Source organism: Nocardia canadensis, assembly GCF_032656385.1.
GTDB lineage: Bacteria > Actinomycetota > Actinomycetes > Mycobacteriales > Mycobacteriaceae > Nocardia > Nocardia canadensis.
The window spans coordinates 1,109,537-1,130,037 of the sequence record NZ_JAVCWB010000002.1; the positions used below are offsets into that span (position 1 = coordinate 1,109,537).

Below are 20,501 nucleotides of genomic sequence, written 5' to 3' on the forward strand. Positions count from 1 at the left end.
GAGCAGGCTGATGACCGCTACCCTGCCCGCCGGTCTCGAAGTGACCGTGCGCGTTCCCGCTTCCACGGCCAACCTCGGTCCCGGATTCGATTGCCTGGGAATGGCATTGGGTCTCTACGACGAGATCGTGGTGCGCACCACCGATTCGGGTCTCGAGATCCGGGTCGAGGGTGAGGGCGCCGACGACGTGCCGTGGGGCCCAACGCATCTGGTGGTGCGGGCGATCGAACGCGGACTGGAATCACTCGGTGTCTGGGCCGACGGCCTCGACGTGGTGTGCCGCAACGTGATTCCGCACTCGCGCGGCCTCGGTTCCAGTGCCTCGGCCGTGGTCGGCGGCCTGGCCGCCGGCGCCGGGCTGGCCGCCAAGTTCGATCCCGACCTGCGGCTGGACGGCGCGCAGCTGGTGCAGCTGGCCTCGGAGTTCGAGGGTCATCCCGACAACGCCGCGGCCAGCGTGCTCGGTGGAATCGTCGTGTCGTGGACCGAATCCGATGCCGAGCAGAATCGCGCCTATCGGGCCGTGCGGCTGACCCCCGCCGCGGCGCTGCGCCCGGTGGTGCTGATCCCGCAGGAACGCTCGTCCACCGCGCACACCCGCGGGCTGCTGCCCGAGCAGGTGCCGCACGGTGACGCCGCGTTCAACGTCAGCCGGGCCGCGCTGGCCGTCGTCGCGCTCACCGAACGCCCCGATCTGCTGATGCCCGCCACCGCCGACCGGCTGCACCAGACTCAGCGTGCTCCCGCGCTACCGCTCACCACGACCTGGATCGAGCGACTGCGGGCCGCGGGAATTCCGGCCACCGTTTCCGGCGCCGGTCCGACGATTTTGGCGCTCGCCACCGAAGATTTCCCCGATGACCTGCGCAAACAGGCGGAAGCGGACGGGCTGCGAGTGGTCGAGCCCGGCATCGCCGACGGCGTCGCGATCGACTGACGGCGTGCCTGCCTTGCCGTTGTTCGCAATTGGCAGCTATTCTGTGCAAGTCCGTACATCGTGCGCATCAGACGCCGGTGCTTCATCAGGGCAATCGCTCCAGCAGGCTCCAGGCTCGAGCCTCCACACCATGGAGGTGCTGCGACGCCGAGAAGCCGCTCAACTGGAATGATCTCTCCTCACCACTGTCTTCTGGTGGCGAAGCCTCCGGTCCGGCGGGGCGGGTAGTACGGCACAGGCGTCCGGTCGGACGCATAATCCGAGCTCGGCACAGGGTGCCGGGTCTACGGAACGAACCCTCGATTCAGCACACGGCATTCGAGGGAAGGAAAGGATTTCCGTGACAGATACGGACCTGCTCGCGACACCCGGGGTGGAATCCAACCCTACGAACTCGGGCGGCCGCGAAAGTGAATCCGGACAGATTTCGAAAATGAGCGAACACACCGACGTCGCACGATCGGGGCTGACTGGAATGCTGTTGCCGCAGTTGCGCGCATTGGCGGGGGAGCTCGGTATCCGAGGCACCTCCGGTATGCGCAAGGGCGATCTCATCGCCGCTATCAAGGAAAACCAGGCCGGAGCGCCTGCGAAGGCGGGTAAGCCCGCCGAGGCCGCCGCCGTGACGGCCGACGCGCCCGCCGCCAAGAGCGAAGCGCCCGCCAAGGCGGAAGCGCCCGCCAAGACCGAGGCGCCCGCCAAGGCCGACAAGCCGGCCAAGGCCGACAAAGCCGAGCCCGCCGAGAAGCAGGTCGCCGCGGTCGTGACCGAGCAGGCCCCGGCCGAGCAGGGGACGGCCGAGACCAAGACCGCCGAGTCGACCGAGGATTCCGGTCGCGAGGGCGGTCAGCGTGGCCGTGGCAGGCAGCGTCGTGGCCGTGACCAGGCCCGTTCCGGCGGTGGCGAGAACGCCCAGGCCGAGAACCGCGCCGAGGAGACCAAGCAGGCCGACAAGGCCGACGGTGGCGAGCAGGGCGAGCGCAGGCGTGAGCGTGGCGAGCGCAACGGCGGCGACCGGGGCGAACGCGCCGGTGGCGACCGTGGCGAGCGCACCGGTGGCGATCGTGGTGAGCGCAACCAGAACGAGCGCAACCAGAGCCAGAACGGCAACAACGCCGGGAATCGCGGTCCCCGCGACGACCGCGGTGGCGACGACGAGGAAGGCGGCCGCGGTCGCCGGGGTCGCCGGTTCCGTGAGCGTCGTCGTGGTCGTGACCGCGACGGTGGCGCCGGTGGCGGTGGCGGCGAGGCCCGCGACTTCGAGATCCGCGAGGACGACGTCCTGCAGCCGGTCGCCGGCATCCTGGACGTGCTGGACAACTACGCGTTCGTGCGGACCTCCGGCTACCTGGCCGGCCCGAACGACGTGTACGTCTCGATGAACCTGGTGCGCAAGAACGGCCTGCGCCGCGGTGACGCGATCACCGGTGCGGTGCGCGCCCCGCGCGACGGCGAGCAGAGCAACCAGCGCCAGAAGTTCGACCCGCTGGTCCGCCTGGACACCGTCAACGGCGGCGAGGTGGAGGCGGCCAAGCGTCGTCCCGACTTCCAGAAGCTGACGCCGCTGTACCCGAACCAGCGTCTGCGTCTGGAAACCACCCAGAACAAGCTGACCACGCGTGTGATCGACCTGATCATGCCGATCGGCAAGGGCCAGCGCGCGCTGATCGTGTCCCCGCCCAAGGCGGGTAAGACCACGATCATGCAGGACATCGCCAACGCGATCGCGATCAACAACCCCGAGTGCTACCTCATGGTCGTGCTGGTCGACGAGCGTCCCGAAGAGGTCACCGACATGCAGCGTTCGGTGAAGGGTGAGGTCATCGCCTCCACCTTCGACCGGCCGCCGGCCGACCACACCTCGGTCGCCGAGCTCGCCATCGAGCGGGCGAAGCGCCTGGTGGAGATGGGCAAAGACGTTGTCGTGCTGCTCGACTCGATCACCCGATTGGGCCGCGCGTACAACAACTCCTCGCCCGCCTCGGGCCGCATCCTCTCCGGTGGTGTCGACTCGACCGCGCTGTACCCGCCCAAGCGGTTCCTCGGCGCGGCGCGCAACATCGAGAACGGTGGCTCGCTCACCATCATCGCCACGGCGATGGTCGAGACCGGCTCCACCGGTGACACGGTGATCTTCGAGGAGTTCAAGGGCACCGGCAACGCCGAGCTCAAGCTCGATCGCAAGATCGCCGAGCGGCGCGTGTTCCCGGCGGTGGACATCAACCCGTCCAGCACCCGCCACGACGAGCTGCTGATGTCGCCCGACGAGATGGCCGTGGTGCACAAGCTGCGGCGCGTGCTCTCGGGCCTGGACTCGCACCAGGCGATCGATCTGCTGATGGATCGGCTGCGTAAGTCCAAGAACAACCTCGAGTTCCTGATGACGGTCTCCAAGACCGCACCGGGCGCACTCGACGAGTGACGCGACGGGGGCCCGCTACGGCGGGCCCCCGCTGCGTTTCCCGGCCGGGAACAAACCTGTGGCCGGGGGTGTTTTCGGAGGGTGCGGCCAGGTCTGGCATACTGGATCGCTGTGTGTCTGCGAGTTCGCAGACATCCCGCCTAGTCGGTTCCGGTTCACGTATCCCGCGCTCCAGCGGTGTACGACCCGGCGACCATTATCGAGAGGACGCCCATGAAGGCAGGAATCCACCCCACGTATGTCGACACCACCGTTGTGTGTGGTTGCGGCAACACCTTCCAGACTCGCTCCACCAAGGAGTCCGGCCAGATCACCGTCGAGGTCTGCTCGCAGTGCCACCCGTTCTACACCGGCAAGCAGAAGATCCTCGACACCGGCGGCCGCGTCGCTCGCTTCGAGGCTCGCTACGGCAAGCGCGCGGGCAAGAAGGCCGACGCCAGCTAGTTGCCTCACCCGACGCCCGGTTCTGCTTTCGCAGGCCGGGCGTCGGTATTTTCGGCGGCGCGAGCGCCGCGGGGTCTCGGCCTTTCGGCCTCGATTCTTCCCTCCTCCGCTCAGTCGCTTCGCTCCTTCGCTCCGTCAGTCCAGAATCGAGGCGGCCGAGACGGGCCTTCGGCCCACCAGACTCCGCAGCCGCTACCTCCCCAGTAGGAGTTCACCGACATGGCCGATCAGACGGCCCCTTCCGCCATCGACGACATTCTGGCCGAGTACGCCGGCCTGGAGACGCAGCTGGCCGATCCGTCGTTGCACAACGACGCCGGTGCGGCCCGGCGGGTGGGCAAGCGATTCGCCGAGCTGGCGCCGGTGATGTCGACCTACCGCAAGCTCGAGTCGGTGCGCGACGATCTCGAGGCGGCCCGTGAGCTGGCCGCCGACGACGCCACGTTCGCCGCCGAGGTGCCCGGCCTGGAAACCCAGCTGGTGGAGCTCGAGCAGGCACTGGCCGATCTGCTCGCTCCGCGCGACCCGCACGACGGCGACGACGTGGTGCTCGAGGTGAAGTCCGGTGAGGGCGGCGAGGAATCGGCGCTGTTCGCCGCCGACCTGGCCCGCATGTACATCCGCTACGCCGAGCGGCACGGCTGGAAGGTGGAGACGCTCGACGTCACCTATTCCGACCTGGGCGGCTACAAGGACGCGACGCTGTCGATCAAGAGCAAGGACGCGGCCCGCGACGGCGTGTGGTCGCGCTTCAAGTTCGAGGGTGGGGTGCACCGCGTGCAGCGCGTGCCCGTGACCGAGTCGCAGGGCCGCATCCACACCTCGGCCGCCGGCGTGCTGATCTACCCCGAGCCCGACGAGGTCGAGCAGGTGCAGATCGACGAGACCGACCTGCGCATCGACGTCTACCGGTCCTCCGGCAAGGGCGGCCAGGGCGTCAACACCACCGATTCCGCGGTCCGCATCACCCACCTGCCCTCCGGCATCGTGGTGACCTGCCAGAACGAGCGGTCGCAGCTGCAGAACAAGGCGCGCGCGATGCAGGTGCTCGGGGCTCGGCTGCAGGCGCTGGCCGAGGAGCAGGCCGAGCAGGAGGCGGCGGCCGGTCGGGCCAGCCAGATCCGCACGGTGGACCGTTCCGAGCGGATCCGCACCTACAACTTCCCGGAGAACCGGATCGCCGATCACCGCATCGGTTTCAAGGCGCACAACCTCGACGCCGTGCTCGACGGTGACATGGACGCGCTGCTCGACGCGCTCGGCAAGGCCGACCGCGACGCCCGGATGGCAGCCGAGTAGCCGGGATGAGCGCTCAGCGCCCGGACCGGGCAACGCGCGCCACGCTCGCCACCAGGGAGGACGCTCGCGCATGCCGGACGACACGGTGACCGAGCGGGTCCGGTTGCGTCCGCTGATCGTCGCGGCCGCCGAGCGACTGGCCGCGGCGGGCGTGGCCTCGCCCCTGCCCGATGCGGAGAACCTGGCCGCGCACGTGCTCGGGATCGACCGGATGCGGTTGGCGCTGCATCCGATGGTCGAGCCGGACGAGGCCGCGCGATTCGCCGCGCTGGTCGATCGGCGGGCCACGCGAATCCCGTTGCAGCACTTGACCGGCACGGCCGCGATGGGCGAGATCGACCTCGCCGTGGGTCCCGGGGTGTTCGTGCCGCGCCCGGAGACCGAGCTGCTGTTCGCCTGGGCACTGGCCTGGCTGGAGACGCTGCCCCACGACCACGCGCCGCTCGTCGTCGACCTGTGCACCGGGTCGGGCGCGCTGGCCCTGGCCATCGCGCATGCCCGCCCGGATGCCGAGGTCCACGCCGTCGAACTCGACCCCGACGCCCTGACCTGGGCCCGCCGCAACGTCGACGACCGCATCGCCGACGGCGACACCCCGATCACCCTGCACGCCGACGACGTCACCGACCCGGCCCTGCTCACGGCCCTGTCCGGCCGCGTCGACCTGGTCGTGTCGAACCCGCCCTACATCCCGGAGGCGGCGGTCCTCGACCCCGAGGTCGCCGACCACGATCCGCACCGCGCCCTCTTCGGCGGCCCCGACGGCCTCGATGTCATCCGCCGGATGGTCCCCACCATCGCCCGCCTGCTGCGCCCCGGCGGCGCCACCGCGATCGAACACGACGACACCAACGGCGGGGGAGTGGCGGCCCTGCTCGCCGCGGCCGATTTCACCGGCATCGTCGAACACGCCGACCTCGCCGACAAGCCCCGCTTCGTCGTCGCGACAGTGCCCAGCAAATCCTGAGTCCTGATCGAACGACGTGCCAGGGCCGACGAGGTCCGCCCCCGAGTCCCGGCAGCACACTTCCAGCAGGAAACGAATTCCGTGCTCGCGCATGCGCCGCGGGCGTATCCCGGGGACGCCCAAAAGTCCCCCCACATTCCGCCGTCGGCCCGACAGCTAGACTCTTGCCGCATCCACAGACCAGCAAGAAACGCGGAGAGGCGGACAAGCCGTGAGTACCGTCTATGACTGTGCCGAGCAGGATTCGCGGGCCGCTGGGCTGACCGCGGCGACCAGCGCGCTGAAGTCGGGGCGGCTCGTGGTCATGCCGACGGACACGCTGTACGGCCTGGCGGCCGACGCGTTCGACGCCGACGCGGTGGGCGCGCTGCTGGCCGCCAAGCGGCGCGGTCGCGATATGCCCGTCCCGGTGCTCGTCGGGTCGTGGCACACCATCGATGGACTGGTGTTCTCGGTGCGCCCGCAGGCGCGCGAGCTGATCCGGGCGTTCTGGCCGGGCGCGCTGAGCCTGGTCGTGCAGGCCGCGCCCTCGCTGGCGTGGGACCTGGGCGATACCCGGGGCACGGTGATGCTGCGGATGCCGCTGCATCCGGTAGCGCTGGAACTGCTGCGCGAGGTCGGTCCGCTGGCCGTGTCGAGTGCCAATGTGTCGGGGCAGCCCCCGGCCAGCACCGTCGAGCAGGCGCGCGAGCAGCTGGGTTCGCTGGCGAGTGTGTATCTCGACGGCGGTCCCGCCGAGCACGCGGTGGCGTCGACGATCGTCGATCTGACCGCGGATCAGCCGCGGGTGTTGCGGGAAGGTGCGGTGGCGGTGGCCGATGTCGCGGAGGTCCTCGGTATGGCGCCGGATGCCCTGATCAGCCCCGCGCAGCGGTGATCGCACGCATCCGATGAGCACGGTCGTTCCCCTGCGCGAGCTGGTGCTCGTGCTGCTCGTCTCCGCCACGGTGACGTTCCTGGCCACCGGCGGCATCCGGGTGCTCGCCATCGCGTTCGGCGCGGTCGCGATTCCGCGTGAGCGCGATGTGCACGTCACGCCGATTCCGCGGATGGGCGGTGTCGGCATGTATGTCGGCGTGGTCGCCGCGGTGTTGTTCGCACACCAATTGCCCGCACTGCGGCGCGGTTTCGATTACGCCCCCGATATTCCGGCGGTCCTGGTCGCGGCGACGATCATCGTGCTGGTCGGCATCGTCGACGACCGGTGGGGCCTGGACGCGCTCACCAAATTCGCCGGGCAGGTGACCGCCGCGGGCGTGATGGCCGTGATGGGCCTGAGCTGGTACGTGATCTACGATCCGTTCAACGACACCACCGTCGTCCTGGACGCGCTGCAGGGCGGCCTGGTGACGGTGGGAATCACCGTCACCCTGGTGAACGCGATGAACTTCGTCGACGGCCTGGACGGCCTCGCCGCGGGCCTCGGCTTGATCTGCGCCGGCGCGGTTTTCGTGTTCTCCGTCGGTTTGCTCTATGACCAGGGCGGTTCGGTCGACACCTATCCGCCCGCGTTGCTGGCCGCCGCGCTGGCCGGCGCCTGCCTGGGATTTCTGCCGCACAATTTCTCGCCCGCCCGAATCTTCATGGGTGATTCCGGCTCGATGATGATCGGATTGATGCTGGCCGCGGTTTCCACCGGTGCCTCGGGTCGAATTCCGCTGCAGGGCTACGGCCCGCGCGACATTGTGGGTTTGCTCTCGCCGCTGTTGCTGGTGGGTGCGGTGATGTTCATTCCGGTGCTCGATCTGTTGCTGGCGATCGTGCGCCGCGTGCGCGCCGGCGTGAGTTTCTCCACACCGGACAAAATGCATCTTCATCACCGATTGCTACAGATCGGACATTCACAGCGACGCGTTGTGCTGTTGATCTATTTGTGGGTCGGCGTGCTCGCCTTCGGCGCGGTGGGGACCTCGCTGATGGATCGGCGCCTGGTGGTGCTGCTGGTGGCGGGTGGATTGGTGTTCGCCCTGGTAGTGACCGCGATCCCCTCGATGCGTCGGATGGAGTCGGCCAATCGCTGAGAAGCGGCCGAAGGTAAAGTACGGCCCGTGAGCTTTACACCCACCCCCGTGCCAGGACCCGACGCCCCCCTGCGAACCGCGCTGCGCTACGGCCTGATCGGGCTCGGTGTCCTCGTGGTCGTCTCGGTGGTGATCGGCACCCTCGTCGCGGGTATGCCGGGTCTGTGGGGCGCGCTGCTGGGCGCGGCGATCGGCGGCGGGTTCATCCTCACCACCGTGGTGGCCGTGCTGCTGGGCGCCAAGCTGCCGCCGAGCACGGCGGGCCTGGTCATGCTGGTCAGCTGGGTCGGCAAGCTGCTGATCGCGCTGGTGATCGTCGGTGTGCTCAACCAGTTCGACTTCTACAGCAGGCCCACGCTGTTCTTCACCGTGGTCGGAGCCCTGCTCATCGTGCTGGGCGCGGAGACGTATGGCGTTGTGAGCGTGAAGGTTCCGTACGTCACGACACGCGCGGGAGACGACGAAACGGCTTCCGAGCAGGAATAATCCCACCCAGCTACACACTGTCGTAGATAGCTTGGTAAAGTGTTGGTAAGCAAGCACCCAAGCTGGAGGCGCTGCCCAGGATGACTCGGGGCATTGCCTCGGGTTACCAGGGGGGATCGCCAAGATCCTGCCCGGTGCCGCTATGCTTACTGCCGATCCGGGTGGAATGTGCCCGGTTGAAGCATGTCGACGATGTCGCCGACGCCCGAACAGAAGCTTTACGGGGTTACACCGTACGAGCAACTGTCGAATTTCGAGCCGACCAGAGTCGACCCCATTGATCGTCAATGTCCGATCGAACCGCGGGAATGACCGTCGTACCCGCGGCCCGAACACGGGAGAGAACGCTGAGCGTCATCACTTTGGCGGCGGGCGAGTTCCACGCGCCATCGCTGTCCGACTTCTTCCCTCCAGCAGTGCTGTTCGAGGGTACGCCGTTCGAACTCGACCGCCTGATGCTGATCCGGCTGCTGATGACCGCCGTTGTGGTGCTCGTCTTCGTGCTGGCTTTCCGCTCGCCGAAGATCGTGCCGCGCGGCCTGCAGAACGTGATGGAAACCGCGGTGGTTTTCGTCAAGGAGCAGATCGCCGACGAGGTACTCGGTAAGGAAACCGGTAAGCGGTTCCTCCCGCTGATCGCGACGATCTTCTTCACGGTTCTGTTCCTGAACTTCTCCAGCATTGTTCCGTTCCTGAACATCTCGTCGAATGCGCGAGTCGGCATGCCGCTGGTGCTCGCCGCGATCGCGTACATCGCGTTCAACTACGTGGGCATCCGCAAGTACGGCTTCTTCAAGTACATGCGCTCCAGCATCGTCGTTCCGGATGTGCCGCCCGCCCTGCACGTGCTGCTGATCCCGATCGAGTTCGTCTCGACGTTCATCCTGCGCCCGTTCACGCTGACCGTCCGACTCATGGCGAACATGCTGGCCGGCCACATCATGCTGGTGCTGTTCTTCAGCGCCACCTGGTTCTTCCTCTTCGATGCCACCGCGTGGATGAAGGTCTTCACGCCCTTCTCGCTGCTGGCAGGCATCGGCTTCACGCTGTTCGAGCTGCTGGTCATCTTCCTGCAGGCGTATGTGTTCGCCCTGCTGACCGCGGTGTACATCAGCCTCGCGCAGCACGCCGCCGACCACTGACCTGAATCCACACCAGTACTGCCAAACCTGCTACACACGCCGACCGGCGGGTGAGCAACAGAAAGGGAAAGAAGACTCATGAGCCTCGCTTACCTGGCCCAGGAAGCCGCGACCACCGAGAGCACCTTCAAGGGCTTCGGCGCCATCGGCTACGGTCTCGCCGCGATCGGCCCCGGCATCGGCGTGGGTATCGTCGTCGGTAAGGCCATCGAGGGCTTCGCCCGTCAGCCCGAGCTGGCCGGCCAGATCCGTACCAACATGTTCCTCGGTATCGCGTTCACCGAGGCCCTGGCGCTGATCGGCCTCGTCGCCGGCTTCATCTTCTGATTCCGATGCGCGAACTCATCACGCTCGCTGCCGAAGGGGGAGAGGATGTGAATCCTCTCATTCCCGAAACGTACGACATCGTCTGGTCGATCGTCTGCGTCGCCATCATCGGCGTGCTCTTCTGGAAATACGTGATCCCGCGTGTGACCAAGACACTCGATGAGCGTGCCGACAAGATCGAAGGCGGTATCGCCAGGGCCGCAGCCGCGCAGGAAGAGGCACAGCAGACGCTGCAGCAGTACCAGCAGCAGCTTGCCGACGCCCGGCTCGAGGCCGCACGTATCCGCGAGGATGCGCGCACCCAGGGTCAGCAGATCCTCGCGCAGATGCGCGCGGATGCCCAGGCCGAAAGCGACCGTATCGTCGCCGCCGGTCACTCCCAGCTGGAAGCCCAGCGCCAGCAGATCCTGACCGAGCTGCGCTCCGAGGTCGGCCGCACGGCCGTCGACCTGGCCGAGAAGATCATCGGCCAGTCTGTCTCGGACGAGGCCAAGCAGGCGGCGTCGATCGACAAGTTCCTCAGCGAACTCGACGACACCGACGCCATCGGGGTCGGAAGGTAACGACGCGAAAGTGAGAAGCATGTACGCAGCGAGCCGCGAGGCCAGCTCCCGGTCCCGGGAGGCGCTTCGGGCCGCTCTGACCGGAAGCGAAACTGTTGCGGCCACAACGGGGTCGGAACTGTTCGCCGTTGTCGCCGTGCTGGACGACCAGCGTTCGCTGCGTGTGGCGCTCGCGGACGTGTCGGTGCCGGGTTCGGCGCGCGCTGAACTCAGTGAGCGGATCTTCGGCGGCAAGGTCAGCGCTGCCACGCAGGCAGTGCTGACCACCGCGGTGGCCCAGAACTGGTCGCGCACCCGCGATCTGGTCGACACCCTGGTGCTGCTCGGGCAGGAGGCTCTGCTGGAGTCCGCTGCCGACGGCGGCCGGCTGGACGCGGTGGAGGACGAGCTGTTCCGGCTCGGTCGCATCATCGCCGACAACCCGCAGCTGGAGCAGGCACTGTCCGATCAGGGCAAGCCGGCCGCGGCGCGGCGTGAGCTGATCGAGCGGCTGCTGACCGGCAAGGCCGAGCCGATCACCCTGACGCTGGCCGAGCAGGCGGTGACCCGACTGCGGACCAACAACATCGGCGTCGCCTTCGGCGCCCTGTCCGATCTGGCGGCGGCCCGTCGTGACCAGATCGTCGCCCACGCGCACGCCGCGGTCGAGCTGTCCGATCAGCAGAAGGAGAAGCTCTCGGCTTCCCTGCAGCGGATCTACGGCAAGGCGGTCACCGTGCACGTGCAGGTCGACCCGACGCTGCTGAGCGGCGTCGTCGTGCGCGTCGGAGACGACGTCATCGACGGCAGCGCCACCGGCCGACTGGAGAAGCTGCGCCGGGCGCTGTCCTGATCAAGGACAGCTCACCGCAGTAATTCTCCAACCCCCGACATTCGAGACCACAGCGAGAGCAGGAACAACATGGCGGAGCTGACGATCTCCTCCGACGAGATCCGTAGCGCGATCGAGAGCTACACCCAGAGCTACACCCCGGAAACCTCCATCGAAGAAGTCGGCCTCGTGACCGACACCGGCGACGGCATCGCGCACGTCAGCGGTCTGCCTTCGGCGATGGCCAACGAGCTGCTCGAGTTCCCGGGCGGCGTCCTGGGCGTCGCGCTGAACCTCGAGGACACCGAGATCGGTGCCGTCATCCTCGGCGAGTACGCCTCGCTGGAAGAGGGCCAGCAGGTCCGCCGCACCGGCGACGTGCTGTCGGTTCCCGTCGGCGACAAGTTCCTCGGTCGCGTCGTCAACCCGCTCGGCCAGCCGATCGACGGCCTGGGCGAGATCGAGGCCGACGACCGCCGCGTGCTGGAGCTGCAGGCCGCGACCGTGCTGGAGCGCCAGCCGGTCGAAGAGCCGCTGGCCACCGGTATCACCGCGATCGACGCGCTGACCGCCATCGGCCGCGGCCAGCGTCAGCTGATCATCGGCGACCGTAAGACCGGCAAGACCGCCGTCGCCGTCGACGCGATCCTGAACCAGAAGGCGAACTGGGAGTCGGGCGACCCCAGCAAGCAGGTTCGTTGCATCTACGTCGCGATCGGCCAGAAGGGCTCCACCATCGCGGGCGTCAAGACCGCGCTCGAGGAGCACGGCGCGATGGAGTACACCACCATCGTCGCGGCCCCGGCCTCCGACTCCGCCGGCTTCAAGTGGCTGGCTCCGTACACCGGTTCGGCCATCGGCCAGCACTGGATGTACCAGGGCAAGCACGTCCTGATCGTGTTCGACGACCTGACCAAGCAGGCCGAGGCGTACCGCGCCATCTCGCTGCTGCTGCGTCGTCCGCCGGGCCGCGAGGCGTACCCCGGTGACGTCTTCTACCTGCACTCCCGCCTGCTGGAGCGTTGCGCGAAGCTGTCCGACGAGATGGGCGGCGGCTCGATGACCGGTCTGCCGATCATCGAGACCAAGGCCAACGACGTCTCGGCGTTCATCCCGACCAACGTCATCTCCATCACCGACGGCCAGGTCTTCCTCGAGTCCGACCTGTTCAACAAGGGCGTCCGCCCGGCGATCAACGTCGGTACCTCGGTCTCCCGTGTCGGTGGCGCCGCCCAGACCAAGGCCATGAAGAAGGTCGCCGGTTCGCTGCGTCTGGAAATGGCGCAGTACCGCGAGCTGGAGGCGTTCTCCGCCTTCGCTTCCGACCTGGACGCCGCCTCGCTGGCGCAGCTGGAGCGCGGTGCCCGCTGGGTGGAGCTGCTCAAGCAGAACCAGTACTCCCCGGTCGCCGTCGAGGATCAGGTCGTCTCGATCTACCTGGTCGACGCCGGCTACTACGACTCGGTGCCGGTCGGCGACGTGCGTCGCTTCACCGCCGAGCTGCTGGAGCACCTGCACAGCGCGACCCAGTCGTCCTTCGACGCGCTCGAGGGTGGCCGCAAGCCGCTCGACGGCGAGGCCGCCGACGCGATCAAGTCGGAGACCGACAAGTTCAAGGAAGGCTTCCTGGCTTCCGACGGCAGCCGTGTCGTGAACGAGGCCGCTGCCGGCGATCTGGACCACGAAGAGGTCGAGTCGCTGTCGGTCACCCGCAAGCACGTCGACAAGTAAGCCGGGTCAGGACTGATGTCGGCATATTCCGATCTGGCGAATGAAGGGAGTGTGAACCGCTAGTGGCAAGTTTGCGTGAATTGCGCTCCCGCATTCGTGGTGTGAATTCGATCAAGAAGATCACCAAGGCTCAGGAACTGATCGCGACCTCGCGAATTTCCAAGGCCCAGGCCAGGGTTGCGGCGGCCAAGCCGTACGCCGAGGAGATCACCAAGGTCCTCGGTGAGCTGGCGAGCGCCTCGAAGAACCTGTCGCACCCGCTGCTGACCGAGCGTCCCAACGCTCGTCGGGCCGCTGTCCTGGTGATCACCAGTGACAGCGGTATGTGCGGTGGCTACAACTCGAACGTGCTCAAGCGCGCCGAGGAGCTCATGACCACGCTGCGTGGCGACGGCAAGGAGCCGGTGCTGTACGTGATGGGCAACAAGGGCCTCACGTACTACAAGTTCCGCAACCGTCCGTTCCAGGCGTCGTGGACCGGCTTCTCCCAGCAGCCGAAGTACACCGATGCCTCGGCCGCGTGCCAGCACCTGGTCGAGGCCTTCATGGCCGGCTCCGACAACGAGGTTCCCTCGCTGGACGGCACCGGGACCATCGCGGGCGTCGACGAACTGCACATCGTGTACACCAAGTTCGTCTCGATGCTGACCCAGACCCCGGAGGTGCGCCGCTTGGCGCCGATCCAGGTGAGCTTCGTCGACGAGAAGTACGAGCTCGGCGAGGACATCGTCTCGGATTCGCCGAACGCGGTGGTCACGGCGCAGTACGAATTCGAGCCGGACGCCGATGTGCTGCTGGGCGCTCTGCTGCCCAAGTACGTCAACACGCGTATCTACGCATCGTTGCTCGAGGCAGCGGCATCCGAGTCCGCGGCTCGGCGCACCGCAATGAAGGCGGCGACCGATAACGCCAACGAGCTGGCCAGTGTGCTCCAGCGCGAGGCGAACTCGGTGCGTCAGGCCCAGATCACGCAGGAAATCAGCGAAATCGTCGGCGGCGTGAACGCGCTGGCGTCGAGCTCGGACCGCGACTAGAAGCGCAGGAAGAGAACCAATCTAATGACCGCAGCTGTCACTCAGGACAACGCGACCAAGGCGGGCGCAACCGCCGGCCGCGTCGTCCGTGTCATCGGCCCCGTCGTGGACGTCGAGTTCCCGCGTGGCGCCATCCCCGAGCTGTTCAACGCTCTGCACGCCGACATCAAGCTCCCGTCGGTGGCCAAGACCCTGACCCTCGAGGTCGCGCAGCACCTCGGCGACAACATCGTGCGCACCATCTCGATGCAGCCGACCGACGGCCTGGTCCGTGGCGCGAGCGTCACCGACTCGGGCAAGCCGATCTCGGTGCCCGTCGGCGACATCGTCAAGGGCCACGTGTTCAACGCCCTCGGTGACTGCCTCGACTCGCCGGGCCTCGGCCGCGACGGCGAGCAGTGGGGCATCCACCGCAAGCCCCCGAGCTTCGACCAGCTCGAGGGTAAGACCGAGATGCTCGAGACCGGCGTCAAGGTCATCGACCTGCTGACCCCGTACGTCAAGGGCGGCAAGATCGGTCTGTTCGGTGGTGCCGGTGTCGGCAAGACCGTTCTGATCCAGGAGATGATCACCCGTATCGCTCGCGAGTTCTCCGGCACCTCGGTGTTCGCGGGCGTCGGTGAGCGTACCCGTGAGGGCACCGACCTCCACCTGGAAATGGAAGAGATGGGCGTCCTCCAGGACACCGCCCTCGTCTTCGGCCAGATGGACGAGCCGCCGGGCACGCGTATGCGCGTGGCCCTGTCCGCGCTGACCATGGCGGAGTACTTCCGCGATGTCCAGCACCAGGACGTGCTGCTCTTCATCGACAACATCTTCCGTTTCACCCAGGCCGGTTCCGAGGTCTCGACCCTGCTGGGTCGTATGCCCTCCGCCGTGGGTTACCAGCCGACGCTGGCGGACGAGATGGGTGAGCTCCAGGAGCGCATCACCTCGACCCGTGGTCGCTCGATCACCTCGCTGCAGGCGATCTACGTCCCCGCCGACGACTACACCGACCCGGCGCCGGCGACCACCTTCGCCCACCTCGATGCGACGACCGAGCTTTCGCGCCCGATCTCGCAGAAGGGCATCTACCCGGCCGTCGACCCGCTGACCTCGACCTCTCGTATCCTCGAGGCGTCGATCGTCGGTGAGCGCCACTTCCGGGTCGCCAACGAGGTCAAGCGGATCCTGCAGAAGTACAAGGAGCTGCAGGACATCATCGCCATCCTCGGTATGGACGAGCTCTCCGAAGAGGACAAGGTCCTCGTCGGCCGCGCCCGTCGTCTGGAGAAGTTCCTCGGCCAGAACTTCATCGTGGCCGAGAAGTTCACCGGTCAGCCGGGTTCGGTCGTGCCGCTGGAGCAGACCATCGACGACTTCGATCGCGTCTGCAAGGGCGAGTTCGACCACTTCCCGGAGCAGGCGTTCAACTCCTGCGGTGGTCTCGACGACGTCGAGGCCGCTGCGAAGAAGATCGCCGGGAAGTAGTCCACCATGGCGGAAATGACAGTTGATCTCGTCGCCGTCGAACGCAAGCTCTGGTCCGGCCAGGCGACGTTCGTCAGCGCGCAGACCACCGAAGGTCAGATCGGCATCATGGCGGGCCACGAGCCGCTGCTCGGTCAGCTCGTCGAGGGCGGCACGGTGACCATCGTGTCGACCGACGGCGATCGGATCGTGGCCGCGGTGCACGGCGGTTTCTTCTCGGTCACCGCCGACACCGTGCGGGTGCTGGCCGAGTCCGCGGAACTCGCGGGTGAGGTCGACGTCGACGCGGCGCGCAAGGTGCTGGCCGACGCGAGCGCCACCGAGGTGGAGCTGCGGGTCGCTCAGGGCCAGGTGCGCGCGGTCGAGGCGACCGTGACTGCCTGATCTGTTCACCGAACGACACACTGTCGGCGACGAACTCCGGTTCGTCGCCGACAGTGCTGTTTCCGGCCGTATTACCGATCCCGCCGGAGTGGCCCACATCGGGCGTGATTGAATGACGGCGGGGGTGTCTTCGACACCAGCTGAGCGAAAGGGCGTACGGCATTGCAAACCGGGATGGTTCTCCTGATCATTCTGGTGCTGACGCTCGTGTTCGTAGCAGGTGCTTCGACTTACCGGCTGGTGATGCTGCGCCGGGGCGGCACGGCCGCGCTGCTGCGGGTATTGCCCGCGCGCGGCGGCCAGGGCTGGCGGCACGGTCTCATCCGCTACGACGAGGATCGCCTCGTCTTCTTCAAATTGACCAGCCTCAAGTTCGGTCCGGACTCCACCGTGCACCGGCAGGGCCTCGAGATCGTCGAACGCCGCGCGCCACAGGGCGACGAATTCGACATCATGAGCGAGGACATCGTGGTGGTAGCCGTCACCGATCCGCACAGCAGCTTCGAGCTCGCGCTCGACCGCGGATCGATGGCGGCTTTTCTGTCGTGGGTGGAGTCGCGGCCGTCCGATCGCGCCCGCCGGACCAGGGGAGGCCAGGCATGAGCGTCCATCTCACCCGGATCTACACCAGGACCGGCGACGACGGCACCACCGGTCTGAGCGATTTCTCGCGCGTCCCCAAGACCGATCCCCGGCTGGTGGCCTACGCCGACTGCGACGAGGCCAACGCGGCACTCGGCGTCGCGGTCGCGCTCGGCGCGCCGGAGCCCGCGGTGCTCGCGGTGCTGCGCCAGGTCCAGAACGACCTTTTCGACGCGGGCGCGGATCTGTCGACCCCCGTGGTGGCCGAGCCGAAGTACCCGCCGTTGCGCATCACCCAGCCCTACATCGATCGGCTGGAGAAGTGGTGTGACGAGTTCAACGAGGGCCTGGCACCGCTGAATTCGTTCATCCTGCCCGGCGGCACGCCGATTGCCGCACTGTTGCACACGGCACGCACCGTGGTCCGGCGCGCCGAGCGTGCGGCGTGGGCGGCGGTCGAGGCCCACCCCGACGACACCAGCGTGTTGCCCGCCAAATACCTCAATCGCCTGTCGGACCTGCTGTTCATCCTCAGCCGTGCGACCAATCCCGAGGGCGACGTGCTGTGGCAGCCGGGTGGCGGAGCCGAGCGCTGAAAGCCACTCGGTGGCGCCAGGATCGGTCGGTTTGGCGTCGGGGGGCGTGTCGTCGGGCAACGGTCGATAAGCTGGCGGGGTGAGCGAACGGTTTCTGGTCTCCGGCGGTAATCAGCTCGTCGGCGAGGTCGCGGTCGGCGGCGCGAAGAACAGCGTGCTGAAGCTGATGGCCGCCGCTTTGCTGGCCGAGGGTACGACCACCATCACCAACTGCCCGGACATCCTCGATGTCCCGCTGATGGCCGAGGTGCTGCGTGGTCTCGGCTGCGACGTCACGATCTCCGACGACGAGAGCGGAGACCGCTCGGTCTGCACGATCGTCACCCCGCCGGAGCCGAAATATCACGCCGACTTCCCGGCGGTGACCCAGTTCCGCGCCTCGGTGTGTGTGCTCGGTCCGCTGATGGCGCGCTGTAAGCGCGCGGTCGTCGCGCTCCCGGGCGGTGACGCGATCGGCTCGCGGCCACTGGACATGCACCAGCAGGGCCTGCGCCTGCTCGGCGCGACCAGCGAGATCGAGCACGGATGCGTGGTCGCCCGCGCCGACGAGCTGCAGGGTGCGCGCATCCGCCTCGACTTCCCGTCCGTCGGCGCGACCGAGAACATCCTGATGGCCGCGGTGCTGGCCGAGGGGGAGACGGTCATCGACAACGCGGCGCGCGAGCCCGACATCGTCGACCTGTGCACCATGCTCGTGCAGATGGGTGCGCGGATCGACGGTGCCGGTTCCTCGGTGCTGACCGTGCAGGGCGTCAAGAGCCTGTCACCGACCACGCATCGGGTGATCGGCGACCGTATCGTCGCCGCCACCTGGGGTATCGCCGCGGCGATGACCACCGGCGATGTCCGGGTGACCGGGGTCAACCCCAAGCACTTGGCGCTGGTGCTGGACAAGCTGCGCTCGGCCGGCGCGCGGATCTCCTACGAGCCCAACGGTTTCCGTGTCGTGCAGGCCGAGCGCCCGCGCGCGGTGAACTTCGCGACGCTGCCGTTCCCGGGCTTCCCGACCGACCTGCAGCCGATGGCGATCGGCCTGGCCGCCATCGCCGACGGCACGTCGATGATCACCGAGAACGTCTTCGAGGCGCGGTTCCGCTTCGTCGAGGAGATGATCCGGCTCGGCGCCGATGCCCGCACCGACGGTCATCACGCGGTGGTCCGCGGTATCCCGCGGCTGTCCAGCGCGCCGGTGTGGTCCTCCGACATTCGCGCCGGCGCCGGTCTCGTACTGGCCGGTCTGGTCGCCGACGGCGTCACCGAAGTCCACGATGTCTTCCACATCGACCGCGGCTACCCGAAGTTCGTCGAGCAGATGCAGGCGCTGGGTGGACAGGTCGAGCGCGTCGATACGCCGAAATAGCCGGTCTGACCAGGCGATTTGACTTCGCGTTCGTCGGTGCGTAACTTTATTCGAGTCAGAGCGACGCGGTGACGCTGAGCGCCTGATTGATCATTTAGCCAGACTCACTCCTTCCGAATTTGCTTCGGTCGGGTTGCCTGCGCTAGGTTGGAACAGTTGCCCTGCGGAAGCCCCTGCGAAATGTTGCGGGTGGATGCTTGTGCGTGTGTTCTTTGAGAACTCAATAGTGTGTCGATGAATGTCAGTGCCAATATTATTATTGGTTCCGGCCTCTCATACCCCCCGGTTGACGAGGTCGGACATTTTGAATGTCAGCAAACTTTTGCTGGTGTTCGGCATTGCTAGGTTTTCGGACTCTAGTTTAGATATTTCTGATTCGCCTTCGGGTGTTTCAAGAGTCTTCAACGGAGAGTTTGATCCTGGCTCAGGACGAACGCTGGCGGCGTGCTTAACACATGCAAGTCGAGCGGTAAGGCCCTTCGGGGTACACGAGCGGCGAACGGGTGAGTAACACGTGGGTGATCTGCCTCGTACTTCGGGATAAGCCTGGGAAACTGGGTCTAATACCGGATATGACCACAGGATGCATGTCTTGTGGTGGAAAGATTTATCGGTACGAGATGGGCCCGCGGCCTATCAGCTTGTTGGTGGGGTAATGGCCTACCAAGGCGACGACGGGTAGCCGGCCTGAGAGGGCGACCGGCCACACTGGGACTGAGACACGGCCCAGACTCCTACGGGAGGCAGCAGTGGGGAATATTGCACAATGGGCGAAAGCCTGATGCAGCGACGCCGCGTGAGGGATGACGGCCTTCGGGTTGTAAACCTCTTTCGACAGGGACGAAGCGCAAGTGACGGTACCTGTAGAAGAAGCACCGGCCAACTACGTGCCAGCAGCCGCGGTAATACGTAGGGTGCGAGCGTTGTCCGGAATTACTGGGCGTAAAGAGCTTGTAGGCGGTTCGTCGCGTCGTTCGTGAAAACTTGGGGCTCAACCCCAAGCTTGCGGGCGATACGGGCGGACTAGAGTACTTCAGGGGAGACTGGAATTCCTGGTGTAGCGGTGAAATGCGCAGATATCAGGAGGAACACCGGTGGCGAAGGCGGGTCTCTGGGAAGTAACTGACGCTGAGAAGCGAAAGCGTGGGTAGCGAACAGGATTAGATACCCTGGTAGTCCACGCCGTAAACGGTGGGTACTAGGTGTGGGTTTCCTTCCACGGGATCCGTGCCGTAGCTAACGCATTAAGTACCCCGCCTGGGGAGTACGGCCGCAAGGCTAAAACTCAAAGGAATTGACGGGGGCCCGCACAAGCGGCGGAGCATGTGGATTAATTCGATGCAACGCGAAGAACCTTACCTGGGTTTGACATACACCGGAAACCTGCAGAGATGTAGGCCCCCTTGTGGTCGGTGTACAGGTGGTGCATGGCTGTCGTCAGCTCGTGTCGTGAGATGTTGGGTTAAGTCCCGCAACGAGCGCAACCCTTATCTTATGTTGCCAGCGCGTAATGGCGGGGACTCGTGAGAGACTGCCGGGGTCAACTCGGAGGAAGGTGGGGACGACGTCAAGTCATCATGCCCCTTATGTCCAGGGCTTCACACATGCTACAATGGCCGGTACAGAGGGCTGCGATACCGTGAGGTGGAGCGAATCCCTTAAAGCCGGTCTCAGTTCGGATCGGGGTCTGCAACTCGACCCCGTGAAGTTGGAGTCGCTAGTAATCGCAGATCAGCAACGCTGCGGTGAATACGTTCCCGGGCCTTGTACACACCGCCCGTCACGTCATGAAAGTCGGTAACACCCGAAGCCGGTGGCCTAACCCTTGTGGAGGGAGCCGTCGAAGGTGGGATCGGCGATTGGGACGAAGTCGTAACAAGGTAGCCGTACCGGAAGGTGCGGCTGGATCACCTCCTTTCTAA

The 20,501-nt window shown here is 66.5% G+C and carries 19 protein-coding genes and 1 rRNA gene; all 20 read left to right on the forward strand.

Translation table 11 applies throughout. The features are described 5' to 3' along the window. Positions 1-10 precede the first annotated feature (10 nt). The 20 genes from thrB (at position 11) to Q7X29_RS08330 (ending at position 20,497) form a co-directional block, all read left to right on the forward strand. Positions 11-937 carry a homoserine kinase gene (gene thrB / locus Q7X29_RS08235; protein ID WP_218721213.1) on the forward strand — a complete coding sequence of 309 codons (927 nt, stop codon included), beginning with the start codon at positions 11-13 and terminating at the stop codon, positions 935-937. Positions 938-1,277: 340 nt separating this feature from the next. After that, the gene (gene rho, locus Q7X29_RS08240) at positions 1,278-3,359 is read left to right on the forward strand and encodes a transcription termination factor Rho (RefSeq protein ID WP_316573690.1); all 2,082 of its coding nucleotides are present in this window, start codon (positions 1,278-1,280) and stop codon (positions 3,357-3,359) included. 213 nt (positions 3,360-3,572) lie between these two features. Continuing rightward, the gene (gene rpmE, locus Q7X29_RS08245; protein ID WP_022567395.1) at positions 3,573-3,803 is read left to right on the forward strand and encodes a 50S ribosomal protein L31; all 231 of its coding nucleotides are present in this window, start codon (positions 3,573-3,575) and stop codon (positions 3,801-3,803) included. A gap of 219 nt (positions 3,804-4,022) precedes the next feature. Beyond that, positions 4,023-5,102: a peptide chain release factor 1 gene (gene prfA / locus Q7X29_RS08250; protein WP_218721192.1), complete on the forward strand. Its 1,080-nt coding sequence runs from the start codon at positions 4,023-4,025 to the stop codon at positions 5,100-5,102. Between the two features lie 70 nt (positions 5,103-5,172). Next, positions 5,173-6,069: a peptide chain release factor N(5)-glutamine methyltransferase gene (gene prmC, locus Q7X29_RS08255; protein WP_316573691.1), complete on the forward strand. Its 897-nt coding sequence runs from the start codon at positions 5,173-5,175 to the stop codon at positions 6,067-6,069. 211 nt (positions 6,070-6,280) lie between these two features. Further along, on the forward strand, positions 6,281-6,946 hold the full coding sequence (locus tag Q7X29_RS08260; RefSeq protein ID WP_218721190.1) for an L-threonylcarbamoyladenylate synthase: 666 nt from the start codon (positions 6,281-6,283) through the stop codon (positions 6,944-6,946). A 13-nt stretch (positions 6,947-6,959) separates the two neighbouring features. Continuing rightward, a complete protein-coding gene (locus Q7X29_RS08265) occupies positions 6,960-8,090 on the forward strand; it encodes an MraY family glycosyltransferase (protein WP_218721189.1) in 1,131 nt (376 codons plus the stop codon). Positions 8,091-8,117: 27 nt separating this feature from the next. Then, entirely contained in the window at positions 8,118-8,576 is a 459-nt protein-coding gene (locus Q7X29_RS08270; RefSeq protein WP_218721188.1) for a hypothetical protein, read from the forward strand. 287 nt (positions 8,577-8,863) lie between these two features. Further along, positions 8,864-9,718: a F0F1 ATP synthase subunit A gene (atpB, locus tag Q7X29_RS08275; protein WP_255588549.1), complete on the forward strand. Its 855-nt coding sequence runs from the start codon at positions 8,864-8,866 to the stop codon at positions 9,716-9,718. A gap of 78 nt (positions 9,719-9,796) precedes the next feature. Then, a complete protein-coding gene (locus tag Q7X29_RS08280; RefSeq protein WP_019045404.1) occupies positions 9,797-10,045 on the forward strand; it encodes an ATP synthase F0 subunit C in 249 nt (82 codons plus the stop codon). A 5-nt stretch (positions 10,046-10,050) separates the two neighbouring features. After that, positions 10,051-10,608, forward strand: a complete 558-nt coding sequence (locus Q7X29_RS08285) for a F0F1 ATP synthase subunit B (RefSeq protein WP_218721187.1) — start codon at positions 10,051-10,053, stop codon at positions 10,606-10,608. A gap of 19 nt (positions 10,609-10,627) precedes the next feature. After that, a complete protein-coding gene (locus Q7X29_RS08290) occupies positions 10,628-11,440 on the forward strand; it encodes a F0F1 ATP synthase subunit delta (RefSeq protein WP_218721186.1) in 813 nt (270 codons plus the stop codon). A 69-nt stretch (positions 11,441-11,509) separates the two neighbouring features. Beyond that, positions 11,510-13,150 carry a F0F1 ATP synthase subunit alpha gene (gene atpA, locus Q7X29_RS08295; protein ID WP_218721185.1) on the forward strand — a complete coding sequence of 547 codons (1,641 nt, stop codon included), beginning with the start codon at positions 11,510-11,512 and terminating at the stop codon, positions 13,148-13,150. Positions 13,151-13,212: 62 nt separating this feature from the next. After that, entirely contained in the window at positions 13,213-14,184 is a 972-nt protein-coding gene (locus tag Q7X29_RS08300; protein WP_218721184.1) for a F0F1 ATP synthase subunit gamma, read from the forward strand. A 24-nt stretch (positions 14,185-14,208) separates the two neighbouring features. After that, positions 14,209-15,657 carry a F0F1 ATP synthase subunit beta gene (atpD, locus tag Q7X29_RS08305; RefSeq protein WP_218721183.1) on the forward strand — a complete coding sequence of 483 codons (1,449 nt, stop codon included), beginning with the start codon at positions 14,209-14,211 and terminating at the stop codon, positions 15,655-15,657. Positions 15,658-15,663: 6 nt separating this feature from the next. Further along, entirely contained in the window at positions 15,664-16,041 is a 378-nt protein-coding gene (locus Q7X29_RS08310) for a F0F1 ATP synthase subunit epsilon (protein ID WP_218721182.1), read from the forward strand. 174 nt (positions 16,042-16,215) lie between these two features. Then, on the forward strand, positions 16,216-16,644 hold the full coding sequence (locus Q7X29_RS08315) for a DUF2550 domain-containing protein (protein ID WP_218721181.1): 429 nt from the start codon (positions 16,216-16,218) through the stop codon (positions 16,642-16,644). Beyond that, on the forward strand, positions 16,641-17,219 hold the full coding sequence (locus Q7X29_RS08320; protein WP_218721180.1) for a cob(I)yrinic acid a,c-diamide adenosyltransferase: 579 nt from the start codon (positions 16,641-16,643) through the stop codon (positions 17,217-17,219). The genes Q7X29_RS08315 and Q7X29_RS08320 overlap by 4 nt, the downstream gene beginning before the upstream one ends. Positions 17,220-17,298: 79 nt before the next feature. Continuing rightward, complete coding sequence (gene murA / locus Q7X29_RS08325) at positions 17,299-18,579, forward strand: UDP-N-acetylglucosamine 1-carboxyvinyltransferase (protein ID WP_218721179.1); 1,281 nt, start codon at positions 17,299-17,301, stop codon at positions 18,577-18,579. Positions 18,580-18,980: 401 nt separating this feature from the next. Then, positions 18,981-20,497 (forward strand): 16S ribosomal RNA (locus Q7X29_RS08330). Positions 20,498-20,501: the final 4 nt, after the last annotated feature.

Excerpts from the sequence above, each read along its gene's own strand:
- thrB (WP_218721213.1), top strand. The coding sequence starts at position 11 with ATGACCGCTACCCTGCCCGCCGGTCTCGAAGTGACCGTGCGCGTTCCC.
- rpmE (WP_022567395.1), top strand. The coding sequence starts at position 3,573 with ATGAAGGCAGGAATCCACCCCACGTATGTCGACACCACCGTTGTGTGT.
- prfA (WP_218721192.1), top strand. The coding sequence starts at position 4,023 with ATGGCCGATCAGACGGCCCCTTCCGCCATCGACGACATTCTGGCCGAG.
- prmC (WP_316573691.1), top strand. The coding sequence starts at position 5,173 with ATGCCGGACGACACGGTGACCGAGCGGGTCCGGTTGCGTCCGCTGATC.
- Q7X29_RS08265 (WP_218721189.1), top strand. The coding sequence starts at position 6,960 with ATGAGCACGGTCGTTCCCCTGCGCGAGCTGGTGCTCGTGCTGCTCGTC.
- atpB (WP_255588549.1), top strand. The coding sequence starts at position 8,864 with ATGTCCGATCGAACCGCGGGAATGACCGTCGTACCCGCGGCCCGAACA.
- Q7X29_RS08280 (WP_019045404.1), top strand. The coding sequence starts at position 9,797 with ATGAGCCTCGCTTACCTGGCCCAGGAAGCCGCGACCACCGAGAGCACC.
- Q7X29_RS08285 (WP_218721187.1), top strand. The coding sequence starts at position 10,051 with ATGCGCGAACTCATCACGCTCGCTGCCGAAGGGGGAGAGGATGTGAAT.
- Q7X29_RS08290 (WP_218721186.1), top strand. The coding sequence starts at position 10,628 with ATGTACGCAGCGAGCCGCGAGGCCAGCTCCCGGTCCCGGGAGGCGCTT.
- atpA (WP_218721185.1), top strand. The coding sequence starts at position 11,510 with ATGGCGGAGCTGACGATCTCCTCCGACGAGATCCGTAGCGCGATCGAG.
- atpD (WP_218721183.1), top strand. The coding sequence starts at position 14,209 with ATGACCGCAGCTGTCACTCAGGACAACGCGACCAAGGCGGGCGCAACC.
- Q7X29_RS08310 (WP_218721182.1), top strand. The coding sequence starts at position 15,664 with ATGGCGGAAATGACAGTTGATCTCGTCGCCGTCGAACGCAAGCTCTGG.
- Q7X29_RS08315 (WP_218721181.1), top strand. The coding sequence starts at position 16,216 with ATGGTTCTCCTGATCATTCTGGTGCTGACGCTCGTGTTCGTAGCAGGT.
- Q7X29_RS08320 (WP_218721180.1), top strand. The coding sequence starts at position 16,641 with ATGAGCGTCCATCTCACCCGGATCTACACCAGGACCGGCGACGACGGC.